At 72.6% G+C, this 14,631-nt stretch carries 16 protein-coding genes; 7 read left to right on the top strand and 9 right to left on the bottom strand.

Going from position 1 to position 14,631, the window contains the following annotated elements; translation table 11 throughout:
* Positions 1-39: 39 nt before the first annotated feature.
* Positions 40-519, top strand: coding sequence for a VOC family protein (locus tag G8E01_RS01425; protein WP_166314861.1), 480 nt, complete (start codon positions 40-42; stop codon positions 517-519).
* Here G8E01_RS01425 and G8E01_RS01430 read toward each other — a convergent pair.
* Positions 516-1,073 carry an NAD(P)H-dependent oxidoreductase gene (locus G8E01_RS01430; protein ID WP_166314863.1) on the bottom strand — a complete coding sequence of 186 codons (558 nt, stop codon included), beginning with the start codon at positions 1,071-1,073 and terminating at the stop codon, positions 516-518. The genes G8E01_RS01425 and G8E01_RS01430 overlap by 4 nt on opposite strands.
* 161 nt (positions 1,074-1,234) lie before the next feature.
* Between G8E01_RS01430 and G8E01_RS01435 the strand changes: the two genes are divergently transcribed.
* Together G8E01_RS01435 and G8E01_RS01440 are read left to right on the top strand one after the other, a co-directional pair.
* Positions 1,235-2,119 (top strand): ABC transporter ATP-binding protein, encoded by an 885-nt coding sequence (locus G8E01_RS01435; RefSeq protein WP_166314865.1) that lies wholly within the window; start codon positions 1,235-1,237, stop codon positions 2,117-2,119.
* The gene (locus tag G8E01_RS01440) at positions 2,116-3,207 is read left to right on the top strand and encodes an ABC transporter permease (RefSeq protein WP_166314867.1); all 1,092 of its coding nucleotides are present in this window, start codon (positions 2,116-2,118) and stop codon (positions 3,205-3,207) included. The genes G8E01_RS01435 and G8E01_RS01440 overlap by 4 nt, the downstream gene beginning before the upstream one ends.
* 4 nt (positions 3,208-3,211) lie before the next feature.
* Here G8E01_RS01440 and G8E01_RS01445 read toward each other — a convergent pair whose 3' ends face one another.
* Positions 3,212-3,454 (bottom strand): hypothetical protein, encoded by a 243-nt coding sequence (locus tag G8E01_RS01445; protein WP_166314869.1) that lies wholly within the window; start codon positions 3,452-3,454, stop codon positions 3,212-3,214.
* A 169-nt stretch (positions 3,455-3,623) separates the two neighbouring features.
* Between G8E01_RS01445 and G8E01_RS01450 the strand changes: the two genes are divergently transcribed.
* Positions 3,624-4,211: a nitroreductase family protein gene (locus tag G8E01_RS01450; RefSeq protein ID WP_166314871.1), complete on the top strand. Its 588-nt coding sequence runs from the start codon at positions 3,624-3,626 to the stop codon at positions 4,209-4,211.
* Positions 4,212-4,272: 61 nt separating this feature from the next.
* Here the strand turns inward: G8E01_RS01450 and G8E01_RS01455 are convergent, their stop codons facing one another.
* Both G8E01_RS01455 and G8E01_RS01460 read right to left on the bottom strand, forming a co-directional pair.
* Positions 4,273-6,408 carry an ATP-dependent Clp protease ATP-binding subunit gene (locus G8E01_RS01455; protein WP_166314873.1) on the bottom strand — a complete coding sequence of 712 codons (2,136 nt, stop codon included), beginning with the start codon at positions 6,406-6,408 and terminating at the stop codon, positions 4,273-4,275.
* 81 nt (positions 6,409-6,489) lie between these two features.
* Positions 6,490-7,473, bottom strand: a complete 984-nt coding sequence (locus G8E01_RS01460) for a helix-turn-helix domain-containing protein (RefSeq protein WP_166319674.1) — start codon at positions 7,471-7,473, stop codon at positions 6,490-6,492.
* Positions 7,474-7,562: 89 nt separating this feature from the next.
* On the opposite strand from G8E01_RS01460, the gene G8E01_RS12915 reads away from it, so the two are divergent.
* Positions 7,563-7,691: a hypothetical protein gene (locus tag G8E01_RS12915; RefSeq protein ID WP_277343607.1), complete on the top strand. Its 129-nt coding sequence runs from the start codon at positions 7,563-7,565 to the stop codon at positions 7,689-7,691.
* A 1-nt stretch (position 7,692) separates the two neighbouring features.
* Here G8E01_RS12915 and G8E01_RS01465 read toward each other — a convergent pair whose 3' ends face one another.
* The 3 genes from G8E01_RS01465 to G8E01_RS01475 are packed head-to-tail and all read right to left on the bottom strand — an operon-like array spanning position 7,693 to position 11,587.
* Positions 7,693-8,892 (bottom strand): glycosyltransferase, encoded by a 1,200-nt coding sequence (locus tag G8E01_RS01465; protein WP_166314875.1) that lies wholly within the window; start codon positions 8,890-8,892, stop codon positions 7,693-7,695.
* A 23-nt stretch (positions 8,893-8,915) separates the two neighbouring features.
* Positions 8,916-10,103, bottom strand: a complete 1,188-nt coding sequence (locus G8E01_RS01470) for a glycosyltransferase (protein ID WP_420826037.1) — start codon at positions 10,101-10,103, stop codon at positions 8,916-8,918.
* Between the two features lie 50 nt (positions 10,104-10,153).
* Positions 10,154-11,587: a CCA tRNA nucleotidyltransferase gene (locus tag G8E01_RS01475; protein WP_166314879.1), complete on the bottom strand. Its 1,434-nt coding sequence runs from the start codon at positions 11,585-11,587 to the stop codon at positions 10,154-10,156.
* A gap of 55 nt (positions 11,588-11,642) precedes the next feature.
* On the opposite strand from G8E01_RS01475, the gene G8E01_RS01480 reads away from it, so the two are divergent.
* Entirely contained in the window at positions 11,643-12,695 is a 1,053-nt protein-coding gene (locus tag G8E01_RS01480) for a zinc-dependent alcohol dehydrogenase family protein (RefSeq protein ID WP_166314881.1), read from the top strand.
* 37 nt (positions 12,696-12,732) lie between these two features.
* Here the strand turns inward: G8E01_RS01480 and G8E01_RS01485 are convergent, their stop codons facing one another.
* Positions 12,733-13,530 carry an SDR family NAD(P)-dependent oxidoreductase gene (locus tag G8E01_RS01485; protein WP_205827197.1) on the bottom strand — a complete coding sequence of 266 codons (798 nt, stop codon included), beginning with the start codon at positions 13,528-13,530 and terminating at the stop codon, positions 12,733-12,735.
* A gap of 100 nt (positions 13,531-13,630) precedes the next feature.
* Here G8E01_RS01485 and G8E01_RS01490 point away from each other — a divergent pair, with 100 nt between their 5' ends.
* Positions 13,631-14,167, top strand: coding sequence for a TetR/AcrR family transcriptional regulator (locus G8E01_RS01490; RefSeq protein ID WP_166314883.1), 537 nt, complete (start codon positions 13,631-13,633; stop codon positions 14,165-14,167).
* 29 nt (positions 14,168-14,196) lie between these two features.
* Here G8E01_RS01490 and G8E01_RS01495 read toward each other — a convergent pair whose 3' ends face one another.
* A complete protein-coding gene (locus G8E01_RS01495; protein WP_166314885.1) occupies positions 14,197-14,619 on the bottom strand; it encodes an organic hydroperoxide resistance protein in 423 nt (140 codons plus the stop codon).
* Between the last annotated feature and the right edge of the window lie 12 nt (positions 14,620-14,631).

The raw sequence follows: 14,631 nt of genomic DNA on the forward strand, positions 1-14,631 counted from the left end.
GCAGGTGCGCACCGGGCCATCGGACACAGGGAGGTCGCCATGGCCGCCACCATTTTCGTGAATCTGCCCGTCGCCGACGTCGAGCGGACGAAGGCATTCTACGCGGCGCTCGGCGCCGAGATCGTGCCGGGCTTCTCGGACGAGACGACGGCGTGCGTCGACTGGGGCAGCGGGATCTTCTTCATGATGCTCTCGCGGGAGAGATTCGCCTCGTTCACGGCGGGCGGGCGGGTGCTCAGCCCCGCGGACGGCGTGGGGACCCTCATCGCGCTGGGCAAGGACTCGCGCGAGGAGGTCACCGCGATGCGGGAGACGGTCCTCGCGGCCGGCGGGGGCGAGTTCCGGCCCGCCGAGGACCACGGGTTCATGTACGGCGTGGCGATGACGGATCCGGACGGTCACGTCCTCGAGTTCTTCTGGATGGATCCGCGCGCCGCCGCGGGCGGCCAGTCCGCCTCCGGAAACGATCCGTTCACGGACGCCGAGGAGGAGGGCTGGCCCGCCCGGGAGGATGGTTAGGCGCGAGCCTTCTGCACGCGGCCCACGAGCGCGAGGAAGGCGCCGAGGTACTGCTCGAGGAACGCGCGGGTGCCCTCGTTCGTGACGGTGCCGTCCGCGTCGATGAGGCCGGGGGTCACCTGGATGAAGCCCTCCGGCTGGCCCATGACGATCGCGTTGACGTGGCTGAGGATCGCCTTGAGGTGCTGCTGCGCGGCGGCCGTGCTGATGGCGCCGGGGGAGGCGCCGATGACGGCGACGGGGGTGTCGCTAAAGGAGAAGTCGCCGTAGGGGCGGCTCGCCCACTCGATCGCGTTCTTGAGCACGCCCGGGATCGAGCGGTTGTACTCGGGGGTGACGATGATGACGCCGTCGACGCCCTCGATCGCGGCCTTGAAGTCGCTCGCGACCTGCGGGAAGTCCGCCTCGGCGTCGACCGAGTAGAACGGCAGGTTCTTGATCTCGAGCTCGACGAGCTCGACACCCTCCGGCGCGAGGTGCACGAGCGCTCCGGCGAGGCTGCGGTTGAGCGACTTCTCGGCGATCGAGCCGACGATGTAGCCAATCTTGGTCACGAAAACTTCTCCTAGCGTTGCGGTGGCGGCGCTGCGCCGCCGGTGAGCCCAACGGCGGATCCGCGCGGTGTATTCCCGCGCATGCTCCACCCGGGGGCGGATCCGCGTTCTCCACCCGCGGGCGGATGTGCGCCGCGGGCCGGATCCGTAGCGTCGGACTCATGCTCAATCTCACGGGAGTCACCAAGCGCTTCGGCGAACGCACGGTGCTCGACGACGTGTCCTTCACCGTCCCGCGCGGCCGTCTGACCGGCTTCGTCGGCGGCAACGGTGCGGGAAAGACCACGACCATGCGCATCGTGCTCGGCCTGCTGCGATCCGACGGCGGCGAGGTCGCGCTCGACGGCGCCCCGCTCTCGGCCGACGCGCGCCGCTTCTTCGGCTACATGCCGGAGGAGCGCGGCCTCTACCCGAAGATGAAGGTGCGCGAGCAGATCGCCTACCTCGCGCGGCTCCACGGCTTCGAGGGCCGGGAGGCGACGGACCGCGCGACGCGGATCCTGGAGCAGCTCGGCCTGGGGGAGCGGCTGAACGACGCGGTCGAGGCACTCTCGCTCGGCAACCAGCAGCGGGCGCAGATCGCGGCCGCGCTCGTGCACGACCCGGACGTCCTCATCCTCGACGAGCCCTTCAGCGGCCTCGACCCGATGGCCGTCGAGACGGTCGTCGGCGTGCTCCAGGAGCGCGCCGCCGCGGGCGCCGCCGTGCTGTTCTCCTCCCACCAGCTCGACGTCGTCGAGCGACTGTGCGATGACCTCGTGATCATCGCGGGCGGCGTCGTGCGCGCGCACGGGCCCCGCGAGGCGCTGCGCCAGGCGCACTCGGCCCCGCGGTTCGAGGTCGAGACGACCGGCGACGTCGGCTGGCTGCGCCACGAGCCCGGCGTGGAGGTCGTCTCCTTCGACGGCGGATCCGCCGTGTTCGACGTCGATGCGGACGACACGGCGCAGCGCGTCCTTCGCCGCCTCGTGGGGGAGGGATCCGTGTCCCGATTCGCCCCGCAACAGCCCACGCTCGCCCAGATCTTCCGAGAGGTCGTCCGATGAACGCCGCCCGCCCCGTCTCCCTGTCCCGCGCGACCGCGCTCGTCGCGCAGCGCGAGATCGTCACCCGCGTGCGCAGCAAGGCCTTTCTCGTCTCGACGGGGATCCTGCTCGTCGGCATCGTCGTGGCCTTCGTCGTGATGCAGCTGCTCGGCGACCGGCAGCAGACGACCTCGGTCGCCGCGCCGTCGGCTATCACGGCCGAGCTGCCGGACGGCTCCGGGATCGAAGTGACCACGACGGCGTCGGCCGAGGAGGCCCGCGCGCTCGTGGCGGAGGATGAGGTCGACGCGGCGGTCGTCGCGGACGGCGACTCGCCCGCGGGCGTGACGATCGTCGCGCAGACGGAGGCGCCCGAGGCCCTCGTCTCGGCGCTCTCGCTCGCGCCCACGGTCGAGCTCCTCGACCCCGACGGCGCCTGGTCCGCCCTGCGCTACATCATGGGGATCGCCTTCGGGGTCATCTTCATGGGCGCCGCGATGTCGTTCGGGATGCCCGTGGCGACGAGCGTGGTGGAGGAGAAGCAGACGCGCGTCGTGGAGATCCTCATCACCGCGATCCCCGCCCGCGCGCTGCTCGCCGGCAAGGTCCTGGGCAACACCGCGATGGCCTTCGCGCAGATCGCGCTCGTCGCGATCACGGTCTCCGGATCCCTGCTCGCGACGGGCCAGACCGAGATCCTCGCGGGCCTCGGGTCGCCGCTGCTCTGGTTCGCGCTGTTCTTCGTGACGGGCTTCCTGCTCATCGCGACGCTGTTCGCCGCGACGGGGGCGATGGTCTCGCGCCAGGAAGACATCAGCCAGACGATCTCGCCGATCCTCTACCTCGTGATGGCGCCGTACATGCTCGTTATCTTCTTCAGCAACAACCCGCTCGTCATGGCCATCATGTCCTACGTGCCGTTCTCCTCGCCCGTGTCGATGCCGATCCGGATGTTCTTCGGCGAGGCCGAATGGTGGGAGCCGATCGTCTCGATCGTTCTGTCCCTCGCGGCCTGCGTCGGCGTCGTCGCGCTGGCGGCGCGCATTTACGAGAACTCGCTCCTGCGCATGGGGGCGCGCGTGTCCTGGCGCGACGCCCTGGCGCGCTGAGGCGTCAGCCGATCGGGAGCGCGAAGGCCAGCGCGATGACCGCGCCGGCGGCGGCGAGCAGGGTCCATCCCCAGCGGCGGGCGGTCTGGGCCGCCTCGGCCGCGGAGAGCGGCTCGGGGCGCTCGGGATGCTGCGGATCCGGATCCGCGCCGCTCTCCTCGGGGAAGACCGGGCGCGGCCAGTGGCCGGCGACACCCTCGCGCGTCGCGCGTCGGCTGCCGCCGACCATCTGATCTCTCTCGGTCATTCCGGTGTCCCCCGGGCGCCAGCCTAAGAAGCACTCGCCGCGCTGTCTGTCCCCCATTCGGCCAGAATTCCGGTTCGTCGCCGGCTGACGGAATATTCGCGAAACGCCGTGGTTGTAGCCTCGCGTGGGCGCGATCCGCCCCCGAGACGACCTGCATAGGAGAGACACTGTGACCGCGACGACCCTCGACCGCACGGCCCCGACCGACGTTCCCGTCCTCGACATCCTCGCCGCGCGCTGGAGCCCGCGCGCGTACGACGAGACCGCGACGGTCGACGAGGGCGCCCTCGCCCGCGCGCTCGAGGCCGCCCGGTGGAGCCCCTCGGCGTACAACTCGCAGCCGTGGCGGTTCATCGTGGCGCGGCGCGGGTCCGAGGCATTCGCGGGCCTGTCGGCCGCGCTCGTCGAGTTCAACGCCGCGTGGGCGACGCGCGCCGGCGTGCTCATCGCGGCGATCGCCGAGACGGAGAACGAGGCGGGCCGCGCCAACGTCACCGCGCAGTACGACCTCGGCCAGGCGGTCGCGCACCTCTCGGTCCAGGCGCACCACGACGGCCTGTTCGTGCACCAGATGACGGGCTTCGACCCGGCGGTCGTCAGCGAGCGCTTCGACCTGGCGGACCGCTTCCGGCCGTTCACGCTCCTCGCCCTCGGCGAGGCGGGCGACCCCGAGATCCTTCCCGACGCGATGCGCGAGCGCGAGCTCGCCCCGCGCGAGCGCCGCGCGCTCGCCGAGACCGTTCTCGTCAACGACTGACCTCGCACACACGGCGCCCCCGTCCCCTTCGTGGGGACGGGGGCGCCGTGTGCCGCTCCGGCTACGCCGTCAGCGCGAGGTGCGTTCCCTCCGGCGCGACATCGACGCGCACCGTGTCCCCGTCGTGGATCCCGCCGGAGAGGATCGCCATCGCGAGGCGGTCCTGAATCTCCTTCTGGATGAGGCGGCGCAGGGGCCGGGCGCCGAACGCCGGGTCGTAGCCGCGCTCGGCCAGCCAGGCTCGCGCGTCGGGGGTCACGGCGAGCGTGAGCCGCCGATCCGCCAGGCGGCGCTGCAACAGGTCGACCTGCAGCTCCACGATCTGCGCGAGGTCGTCCTCGCCGAGCGCCTGGAAGACGACGATGTCGTCGAGCCGGTTGATGAACTCGGGCTTGAACGCGCGGTGCACGAGCTCGAGCACCTGCGTCCGCTTCTCCTCGGCGGCGATCGCCGGATCCACGAGGATGGGGGATCCGATGTTCGAGGTGAGGATGAGGATCGTGTTCTTGAAGTCCACGGTCCGACCCTGGCCGTCGGTGAGGCGGCCGTCGTCCATCACCTGGAGCAGCACGTCGAAGACCTCCGGGTGGGCCTTCTCCACCTCGTCGAGCAGCACGACGCTGTAGGGGCGCCGCCGCACGGCCTCGGTGAGCTGGCCGCCCTGGTCGTAGCCGACGTACCCCGGAGGGGCGCCGACGAGGCGGCTGACGGAGTGCTTCTCGCCGTACTCCGACATGTCGATGCGGATCATCGCCTGCTCGTCGTCGAAGAGGAACTCGGCGAGCGCCTTCGCGAGCTCGGTCTTGCCGACGCCCGTCGGGCCGAGGAACAGGAAGGATCCCGTCGGCCGGTTCGGGTCGCTGATGCCGGCGCGGGAGCGCCGCACGGCGTCCGACACGGCGGTCACCGCGTCCTTCTGGCCGATGAGGCGGCGACCGAGCTCGGCCTCCAGGTGGATGAGCTTCTCGCTCTCGCCCTGGAGAAGACGGCCGACGGGGATCCCCGTCCACGCCGCGATCACGCCCGCGATGTCCTCGTCCGTGACCTGGTCGCCCACCATGCGGTCGTCGGACTGCTCGGCGCGCTCCGCGTCAGCCAGCTCGCGCTCGAGCCCGGGAATCTCGCCGTAGAGCAGGCGCGAGGCGCGCTCGAGGTCGCCCTCGCGCTGCGCGCGCTCGGCCGAGCTGCGCGCGGCGTCGAGCCGCGTCTTGAGGTCTCCGACGCGGTTGAGCGTGGCGCGCTCGGCCTCCCACCTGGCCTGCAGGCCGGACAGCTCCTCCTCCTGCTGGGCGAGGGTCTCCCGCAGCGCCGCGAGGCGCTCCTTCGCGGCCGCGTCCTTCTCCTTCTTCAGCGCGAGCTCCTCGAGCTTCAGCCGGTCCACGTGCCGGCGCAGCTCGTCGATCTCGAGCGGCGCGGAGTCGATCTCCATGCGCAACCGGCTCGCCGCCTCGTCGATGAGGTCGATCGCCTTGTCCGGCAGCTGGCGGCTGGGGATGTAGCGATGCGACAGCGAGGCGGCGGCGACGAGCGCGCTGTCGCTGATGGCAACCTTGTGGTGCGCCTCGTAGCGCTCCTTCAGGCCGCGCAGGATCGCGATCGTGTCGGCGGCGCTCGGCTCGCCGACGTAGACCTGCTGGAAGCGCCGCTCGAGCGCCGCGTCCTTCTCGATGAACTCGCGGTACTCGTTGAGCGTCGTCGCGCCGATCATGCGCAGCTCCCCGCGCGCGAGCATCGGCTTGAGCATGTTCGCCGCTGCGACGGATCCCTCGCCGCCGCCCGCGCCCATGAGCACGTGCAGCTCGTCGATGAAGGTGATCACGCGCCCCTCGGACTGGGTGATCTCCTGCAGCACCTTCTTGAGGCGCTCCTCGAACTGGCCGCGGTACATCGCGCCCGCGACGAGCGCGGAGATGTCGAGGGCGATCAGCTCCTTGCCCGCGAGGCTCTCCGCCACGTCGCCCGCCACGATCCGCTGCGCCAGCCCCTCGACGACGGCCGTCTTGCCGACGCCGGGCTCCCCGATCAGGACGGGGTTGTTCTTCGTGCGGCGGGTGAGCACCTGGCTCACGCGACGGATCTCGCTGTCGCGTCCAATGACCGGGTCGAGCTTGCCGCTGCGGGCGCGCTCGGTGAGGTTGATGCCGAACTGCTCGAGGGCGCTCTGCTCCTCCTGTTGCGGCACCTGGTTCGCGGGCATGGGGTCCTCCTTGTGTCAGCCGGCGATAAAACTTGAGTCGTGCAGACTCAACTTTACCACCCGCGCCCGCGACGCGCCACGCTACGCGGCCGGCGCGGCCTCCCGCGGGGCGGGCTCCGCGCACCGGAAGCGGTCGCGGTAGGCGGTCGGCGTGAGGCCGAGGACGCGGGCGAAGTTCTGACGCAGCACGGCCGCGGATCCGAACCCCGAATCGGCGGCGATGCGCTCCAGCGAGAAGTCGGTCTGCTCGAGCAGGCGCTGCGCGTGCAGCACCCGCTGGCGCGCCAGCCACGCCGCCGGCGTCGCGCCGAAGTCCCGCTTGAACCGCCGGGCGAACGTCCGCGGCGACATGTGCGCGCGCGCCGCGAGCTCCTCCACGCCGAGCTCCTGGTCGAGCCGGTCGAGCGCCCAGTCCGCGACGGGCGCCAGCGACGCCCCGGCATGCTCCGGGAGCGGGCGGGCGATGAACTGAGCCTGGCCGCCGTCCCGCTGCGGGGGGACGACCATGCGCCGCGCGATCTCGTTCGCCGCCTCCGCCCCGATCTCCTGCCGCAGGAGGTGCAGGCTCGCGTCGATGCCCGCGGCCGTGCCGGCGCTCGTGATGATCCGCCCCTCCTGCACGTAGAGCACGTCGGGGTCCACCTCGATGGTCGGATACATCGTGGCGAGGCGATCGGCGTGCATCCAGTGCGTCGTCGCGCGCCGGCCGTCCAACACACCCGCGTCCGCCAGGGTGAACGCCCCGCTGCACACGCTAAGCACCCAGGCCCCGCGCGCGACGGCGCGGCGGACGACGTCGCGCACGCGCGGATCCTGACCGCCCCAGAACGCGCGCGGCGTCGCGGCGACCACGACGACGTCCGCGACGTCCGCGAACGCGAGATCCTCGTCGACGAGGAGGGAGAAGCCGAAGTCCGTGCCGATGCGGCCCGGCACGGGCGTCACGACGCGGAAGTCGAACACGGGGAGCCCCTGCGCCGAGCGATCGAGCCCGAACGCCTCGCACGCGACCCCGAACTCGAAGGGCGCGAGGCCCTCCTGGGCGATACACGCCACGGTGTGAATCACGGGTGCCTCCCCATTGGCAGAAATCACGCGAACAGTGTCGATCGTGCCACTCGTGGCAGGATCCGCGCAACCGTAGCGTTTCTGCCATGATCGTCGCCGGAATCGCCTTCGCCCTCCTCGCCCTCGCGGGGCTCGCCGCCACCCTCTTCGCGCTGCCGGGAGACGGCTACGGGCTGCCGCGTCACGGAACCGACGACCGGCCGCACGGGCGATAGCTCAGCGGCCGAGGACGCGGGCGTAGATCGCGATCATCGCGGCGGTGCGGGACGACTGCAGGAACTCGGCCCGCACGCGCGCGGAGGGCTCCGGCGCGGTGCCCTCCGCCAGGTCGGCCGCCGCGCGCGCGAGCGCCGCGGCGAGCGCCGCGACCCGGCCGCGCTCGTCCGCGGCGGACGCGACCTCCCAGCACGCCCCGTCGAGCTCCCGGGCCACGTCCGGGTCGCTCACGATCGCCGGCGTGCCGAGCTGCGCGGCCTCGAACGGCGTCATTCCCTGCGTCTCGAATCCGATCGAGGTCTGCACGAGGGCCGCGGATCCCGCGATCCGCGCGAGCGTCTCGCGGTACGGCAGGCGCCCCGCGAACGTCACGCGATCCGCGATCCCGCGCTCGCGGACCAGGCGCTCCGCCGCGTTCCTCTCGAAGCCGGATCCGATGACCTCGACCGGCAGAACGATGCCGCTGTCCGCGTAGGCGGCGAGGAACGGCAACAGCCGCTTCTCGGGGCTCATCCGCCCCACCCAGACGAGGCCGCCGCGGGTCTCAGGCGGCGCGACGGCCGCCAGCGCGTCGTCGTCGATTCCGTTCCACACGACGTCGACGGGGGAGAAGACGCCGTGCTCCTCGAGGCGCCGCGCGAAGTGCTGCGAGGGGGCGGTCACGGCGCCCGCGCCCGCGGCGAGGCCGCGGAGGTACCCCCACCCGTCGGATCCGGGCCCCGACCCCGGGAGCGCCCGCCGCCGCCACGCGTTGAGGAGCCGCAGCGCGAGCCGCGGCGCCGGAACCGTCGCCGCGAGCCCGACGTCGACGCGGTTGTGCATTGTGTGCACGACGGGGATCCGCAGGCGCCGGGCCAGGCGGTACCCGAGCACCGCGCCCCAGTAGTCGGCCTGGACGTGCACGAGATCGGGGAGCGGGGCGCCCGCCGCGACGCGGCGCGCGATCCCCCGCTCGGCCGCGGCGAGTGCCCGGCGGCCGGGCCAGAGGGCCGAGTACTCGCGATCCGTCGGCACCGCGATCGACGGCAGGTCCACGTACCCCTCGTCCGCGGCGCCCGGGAGGCCGTGCCCGTGCCGCCGCGGCGCGACGATCGTGACCGTGTGCCCCGCGCGCTCAAGGAAGGTCCGCTGCAGCCGCATCGCCACCTGGGCGCCGCCCGACGTCTCGACGTGCTGGTCGGCGAACATCACGACGTGCATGCGCGCCCCTCTCGCCCGCGGCCTCAGGCCGGGAGCTCCTCGCCGCGGTACAGCGCCTCGAACGTGTCGAGCGTGCGCGTGATGTCGTGCACCGCGACGAGGCTGAGCGAGGCGCGCTGCATCCGCTCGTACTCGCGGGGGCTCGCCTCCAGGACCGCGCGGATCCGCTCCGTCAGCGCGGGCACGTCGCCCGGCGGGAACAGGAAGCCGTTCTCGCCGTCGCTCACGAGGTGGGGGAGGGCCACGGCGTCGGCGGCGACGATCGGGAGCCCGGAGGCCATCGCCTCCATCGTGGCGATGGACTGGAGCTCGGCGATCGACGCGATCGCGAACACCGAGGCGCGGGTCAACGTCGCGCGGAGCTCGTCGTCCGAGACGTGGCCGTGGAACTCGACCCGGTCCGCGATCCCCAGCTCGGCCGCGAGGGCCTCGAGCGCGGCGCGCTGGTCGCCATCGCCCACGAGCTCGACCGTGACGCCGTCGAGGGCGGCGGCCGCCCGCAGGATGTCCTCGACCCGCTTCTCGCTCGTGAGCCGGCCGACGAAGGCGATCCGCCGCTCGGCGCGCGGCGAGAGGTCGGGCGTGTACCGCGACATATCGATCCCGCAGCTGACGGGGATGACGCCGGCGACGTCGACGGTCTTCTCGAGATAGTCCGCGGCCTTACGCGTGGGCGTGGTGACCGCCGCGCACATGCCGAAGGTGCGCCGCGCGTCGGCCCACTCCTCGCGCACGAGGAAGCGATTGAACCACTCGGGCGCCCGCGTGAAGTCGAGGATGTTCTCCGGCATGACGTGGTTCGTCGCGATCACGGGGATGCCGCGCTTGCGGGCCTCGCGGGCGAGGCCGCGGCCGATGACGATGTGCGACTGGATGTGCACGACGTCGGGGCGCACAAGGTCCAGCACACGGCGCGCGTAGTGCTTCGAGCGCCACGGCCACACGAAGCGCAGCCACTCGTGCCAGGGGAGGGGGACCGCCGGCAGGCGATGGACCGTCACCGCCTCGCCCTCGATCACCTCCGTGCCGGGGCGCGCCCGGCGGTAGACCTGGTTCGGCGCGCTCACGTGCACGTCGTGGCCGCGCTGGACGAGGCCCGCCGCGAGGCGCTCCGCGAACCGCGCCGCGCCGTTGATGTCGGGCGAAAACGTGTCGCAGCCCAGGAGGACCGTCAGCGGGCGGCGAGGCGTGGAATCGGGCACGAGCGCCACGCTACCGGCGGCCCCGTGAGAATCCCGCAGGCGCCCCCGGCATTCGGGGGTTACCCAGACGGGTTCTCGGCCCACCACGCCACGAGTCGGCGCTCGGCCTCCTCTGGCCCCAGCGGACCCTCGTCCAGGCGCAGGTCCATGAGGAAGCGGTACGCGCGTCCCACGTCCGGGCCGGGCGAGATGCCCAGGATCTGCTGGATCCGGTTGCCGTCGATGTCGGGCCGAATCGCGTCGATCTCCTCCTGCTCGCGCAGGTGCACGATGCGGCTCTCGATGTCGTCGTACGCGGACGCCAGCCGGCGCGCCTTGCGCTGATTGCGCGTGGTGACGTCGGCGCGGGTGAGGATGTGCAGGCGCTCGAGCTCTGGGCCCGCATCGCGCACGTAGCGCCGCACGGCCGAGTCGGTCCACGCGCCTTCCGCGTATCCGAAGAAGCGCAGGTGCAGCTCGATGAGCCGCGCGACCGAGGAGATCGTCGCCGAGTCGTACTTCAGCCGCGTCAGGCGCTTTTTCGCCATGCGGGATCCCACGATGTCGTGGTGGTGGAAGCTCACGGCGCCGCCCGGCTCGAGCTTGCGCGTGCGGGGCTTGCCGATGTCGTGCAGCAGCGCGGCGAGCCGCAGCGCGACGTCGGGGGCGGCGTCCGGGGTCCGCTCGCGCTCGAGGTCGATCGCCTGCTGGAGCACGGTCAGGGAGTGCTCGTAGACGTCCTTGTGGTGGTGGTGCTCGTCGACCTCGAGGCGCATGTCGCCGAGCTCCGGGAGGAACTCGCCCGAGAGCCCCGTGTCAACCATGACGCGCACGCCCCGGACCGGATCCGTCTCCGCGAGGGTGCGGGAGAGCTCCGCCTGGATCCGTTCGGCGCTCACGATCGACAGCGTGCCCGTGAGCTCCTCGAGCGCCTGGCGCGTTGCGGCCTCGACGTCAAAGCCGAGCTGCGCCGAAAACCGGGCCGCCCGGAGCATCCGCAACGGGTCGTCGCCGAAGCTCACGCGCGGATCGATCGGGGTGCGCAGGGTCCCGGCGACGAGATCCTCGACGCCGCCGGTCGGATCCACGAGCCGCACCTCCGGCACCGCGAGCGCCATGGCGTTGACCGTGAAGTCGCGGCGCGCGAGGTCGCCCTCGAGGCTGTCGCCGAACGCGACGACCGGCTTGCGGGTCTCGCCGTCGTAGGTGTCGGCCCGGTAGGTCGTGATCTCGACCTGCTCGCCGCGCACGCGCGCGCCGATCGTGCCGAACGCGCGGCCGATGTCCCACTGCGCCGTCGAGATGGGCGTGACGATCCGGAGGATGTCGTCGGGCCGGGCGCTCGTCGTGAAGTCGAGGTCGTGGGTGGCGCGCCCGAGCAGCGCGTCGCGCACGGGCCCCCCGACGATGGCGAGCTCGTGCCCGGCGGCCGCGAAGGCGCGGGCGAGCTCGGCGACGACGGGATTCTCAGCGAGGTCGCCGAGGCGCGCGAGTCCGGCGGCCATGTTGAGCATGGGTTCCAGCGTACTGGGGGCGCCTGGTGGGCCGCCGGGCGATTAGCCTCGAGGCATGCGGGCAACCCTTCTCTACGGCGAACGTGACATCCGATCCGAGCAGGTCCCGGATCCGGTCCTCAGCGGCACCGGGCGCGACGCGGTCGTGCGCGTCACGGCCGCGTGCGTGTGCGGATCCGACCTCTGGCCCTACCGCGGCGTGACGCACCCCGACGTCCCCCGGCGCATCGGGCACGAGTTCGTCGGCGTCGTCGAGGAGGTCGCCGCCGGCGTCACCCGTGTGCGGGTGGGCGACACGGTGATCGCGCCCTTCTACGACTGCTGCGGCGTGTGCGCGAACTGCGTCCGCGGCGTCACGACCTCGTGCCTCGAGCTCGGCTGGTGGGGCGGCGAGGACCACTGGGGCCACGCGACCGACGGCGGCCAGGGCGAGTTCGTGCGCGTGCCCCACGCCGACGGGACGCTGCAGGTCGTGCCGGGCACCCCGGATCCGGAGCTCATTCCGAGCCTGTTGACCCTCAGCGACGTGTTTCTCACGGGACACCACGCGGCCGTCTCGGGCGGTGTGGGGCCCGGCTCGACCGTCGCGGTCGTCGGGGACGGCGCCGTGGGCCTGTCCGCGGTGCTCGCGGCCCGGCGGCTGGGCGCGGAGCGGATCGTCGCGATGTCGCGCCACGCGGACCGGCAGGCCGTGGCGCGCTCCTTCGGGGCGACCGACGTCGTCGCCGAGCGCGGGGACGAGGGCGTCGCCATCCTGAAGGACATGTTCGACGGCATCGGCCCGGACGCGGTCCTCGAGTGCGTCGGCACGAAGGAGTCGATGGACCAGGCGCTGCGCTCGGCCCGCCCCGGCGGCCAGGTCGGGTTCGTCGGGGTCCCGAACGGCGGCCCGGAGCTGCCGATGCGCACGATGTTCTCGACGAACGTCGGCGTCCGGGGCGGGGTCGCCCCCGTGCGCAGCTACGTCGAGGAGATCCTGCCCGAGGTGCTCGACGGATCCCTCGCCCCCGGCGCCGTCTTCGACCGTGAGTTCGCGCTCTCCGACGCGGCAGACGCCTACCGCGCGATGGACGAGCGCCGCACGATCAAGGCGCTGCTGCGCCCGTAGGGGCCGGGGCCCGCCGTTGCCGCGGGCCCCGACCTCGTTAGGCCGCCGACCAGCCGCCGTCGGAGGGCAGGATGACGCCGTTGAGGTTCGTCGCGTCATCGCTCAGGAGGAACGAGATCGACGCGGCGAGCTGCGACGCCTGCGCGATCGAGGGGATCGCCGCCATGCCGCGCTGGATCCGCGGCGCCGCGAACTCCGAGGCGAACGGCGCCTCGATGCCCGTGGCCACCGCGCCCGGCGCGACGGCGTTGATGCGCAAGCCGGAGAGCGCGTAGAGGTAGGCCGAGCTCTTCGTCATGCCGACGACGGCGTGCTTCGAGGCGGTGTAGGCCGTGCCGGCGGCGGATCCGCGCAGCCCCGCCTCGCTCGCGACGTTGACGATGCTGCCCGCGCCGCGCTCCAGCATGCCCGGGATGACGGCCTTCATGAGGAGGAAGGATCCCGTCACGTTCACGGCGAAGACCTTCTCCCAGAGCGCGTCCTCGACCTCGTGCACGGGCTGCATGCGGTCCATGATCCCCGCGACGTTCGCGAGGCCGTCGATGCGCTCGCCCGCGGCCTCGACGATGCGCGCGATCGCGGCGGCGTCGGTGATGTTCGCCTCGACCGTGACGACGTCCGCGTCGCCGTGCTCGGCGGCGAAGGCGGCGAGGCCCTCGGCGCTCATGTCCACCGCGATGACCCGACCACCCTCGCGCGCGATGCGCGACGCGGTCGCCCGTCCGATGCCGCTCCCGGCGCCCGTGACGATGATCGTGCGGCCCGCGAACCGGCCGGAGATGACCTCTTCGTCCCACTCCTGCAGGGCGGGTCCCTGCGCAGCCATGTCGCTCATGTGTTGGTCCTTTCGGGTATGCCCCGCGGCCGGGGCGCGCGTGACGCCGTCGAGCGACGACGCCTACCGGACATCTCTGTCCGGTTATAGGCTACGCCTCATGCCCGCGCCCCGCCAGACCCCCGCCAACCGCGGCCCCGCCGCCGCGGCCGAGAACCGGCGGGCGCTCCTGGCCGCCGCGCGCGAGCTGTTCGCCGAGGAGGGCTACCAGGTGCCCTTCAGTGCCATCGCGCGGCGCGCGGGCGTCGGGCAGGCCTCGCTGTATCGCCACTTCCCGACCAAGGCCGACCTCGCGGTGGCGCTGTTCGACGAGAACCTGGGCACCCTCGACGGACTCGACCTCGGCATCCGCGGCTTCCTCGAGCGGATCGCGGCGCAGGCCCGCGTCTCGGCGTCGATCCTTGAGGCGCTGCGCGCCCGGCCCGCCGGCGGCGCCGCGCTCGATGGGCGGCTCCGCGCGATCATCGGCGCGGTTCTCGCGCGCGGGGAGGCGGATCCGTCCGTCACGGTCGACGACGTCGCGACCGCGACGAGCATGGTCGCGCTCCACGTCGCACTGCAGCCGGACGACGCCCGCGCGGCCGAGCGCGCCGTCGACCTGGCCGTGCGCGCGCTCGCGCCGGGCGCGGGCCGCTGACCCGGGGGATCAGCGGCCCGCGTATCCGCTCAGTCATGGACGACCGAGATGGTCACGGGGATGTTGCCCCGCGTGGCGTTGCTGTACGGGCACACCTGGTGCGCCGCGTCCGCGAGCCCCTGCGCGATCTCGTGCTCGACGTCGGGGATGACGACCTCGAGCTCGACCGCGAGCGCGAAGCCGCCCTCCCCGTTCGAGCCGATCGAGACCCGACCGCCGACCGACGAGCCGTCGATCGAGACCTTCTGCCCGCGCGCCACGGCCTGCAGGGCCGAATGGAAACACGCGGCGTAGCCAGCCGCGAACAGCTGCTCGGGGTTCGCGCCGTTGCCGGATCCGCCCATCGCCTTCGGAACGGCGAGGTCGAAGTCGAGGTCCGTGCCCGCGACCGCGACGCGGCCGTCGCGGCCCGCGCCCGTGGCGAGTGCTTCTGTCGTGTAAAGAGCGTCCATGACCCCAGGCTG

This window comes from Microbacterium excoecariae (assembly GCF_011326725.1).
GTDB lineage: Bacteria > Actinomycetota > Actinomycetes > Actinomycetales > Microbacteriaceae > Microbacterium > Microbacterium excoecariae.

What these genes read in the sequence shown, in the direction of transcription:
- G8E01_RS01465 (WP_166314875.1), bottom strand. Translation starts at nt 8,892, where the DNA reads ATGCACGTCGTGATGTTCGCCGACCAGCACGTCGAGACGTCGGGCGGC.
- G8E01_RS01445 (WP_166314869.1), bottom strand. Translation starts at nt 3,454, where the DNA reads ATGACCGAGAGAGATCAGATGGTCGGCGGCAGCCGACGCGCGACGCGC.
- G8E01_RS01495 (WP_166314885.1), bottom strand. Translation starts at nt 14,619, where the DNA reads ATGGACGCTCTTTACACGACAGAAGCACTCGCCACGGGCGCGGGCCGC.
- G8E01_RS01475 (WP_166314879.1), bottom strand. Translation starts at nt 11,587, where the DNA reads ATGCTCAACATGGCCGCCGGACTCGCGCGCCTCGGCGACCTCGCTGAG.
- G8E01_RS01455 (WP_166314873.1), bottom strand. Translation starts at nt 6,408, where the DNA reads ATGCCCGCGAACCAGGTGCCGCAACAGGAGGAGCAGAGCGCCCTCGAG.
- G8E01_RS01485 (WP_205827197.1), bottom strand. Translation starts at nt 13,530, where the DNA reads ATGAGCGACATGGCTGCGCAGGGACCCGCCCTGCAGGAGTGGGACGAA.
- G8E01_RS01435 (WP_166314865.1), top strand. Translation starts at nt 1,235, where the DNA reads ATGCTCAATCTCACGGGAGTCACCAAGCGCTTCGGCGAACGCACGGTG.
- G8E01_RS01440 (WP_166314867.1), top strand. Translation starts at nt 2,116, where the DNA reads ATGAACGCCGCCCGCCCCGTCTCCCTGTCCCGCGCGACCGCGCTCGTC.
- G8E01_RS01425 (WP_166314861.1), top strand. Translation starts at nt 40, where the DNA reads ATGGCCGCCACCATTTTCGTGAATCTGCCCGTCGCCGACGTCGAGCGG.
- G8E01_RS01490 (WP_166314883.1), top strand. Translation starts at nt 13,631, where the DNA reads ATGCCCGCGCCCCGCCAGACCCCCGCCAACCGCGGCCCCGCCGCCGCG.
- G8E01_RS01480 (WP_166314881.1), top strand. Translation starts at nt 11,643, where the DNA reads ATGCGGGCAACCCTTCTCTACGGCGAACGTGACATCCGATCCGAGCAG.
- G8E01_RS12915 (WP_277343607.1), top strand. Translation starts at nt 7,563, where the DNA reads ATGATCGTCGCCGGAATCGCCTTCGCCCTCCTCGCCCTCGCGGGGCTC.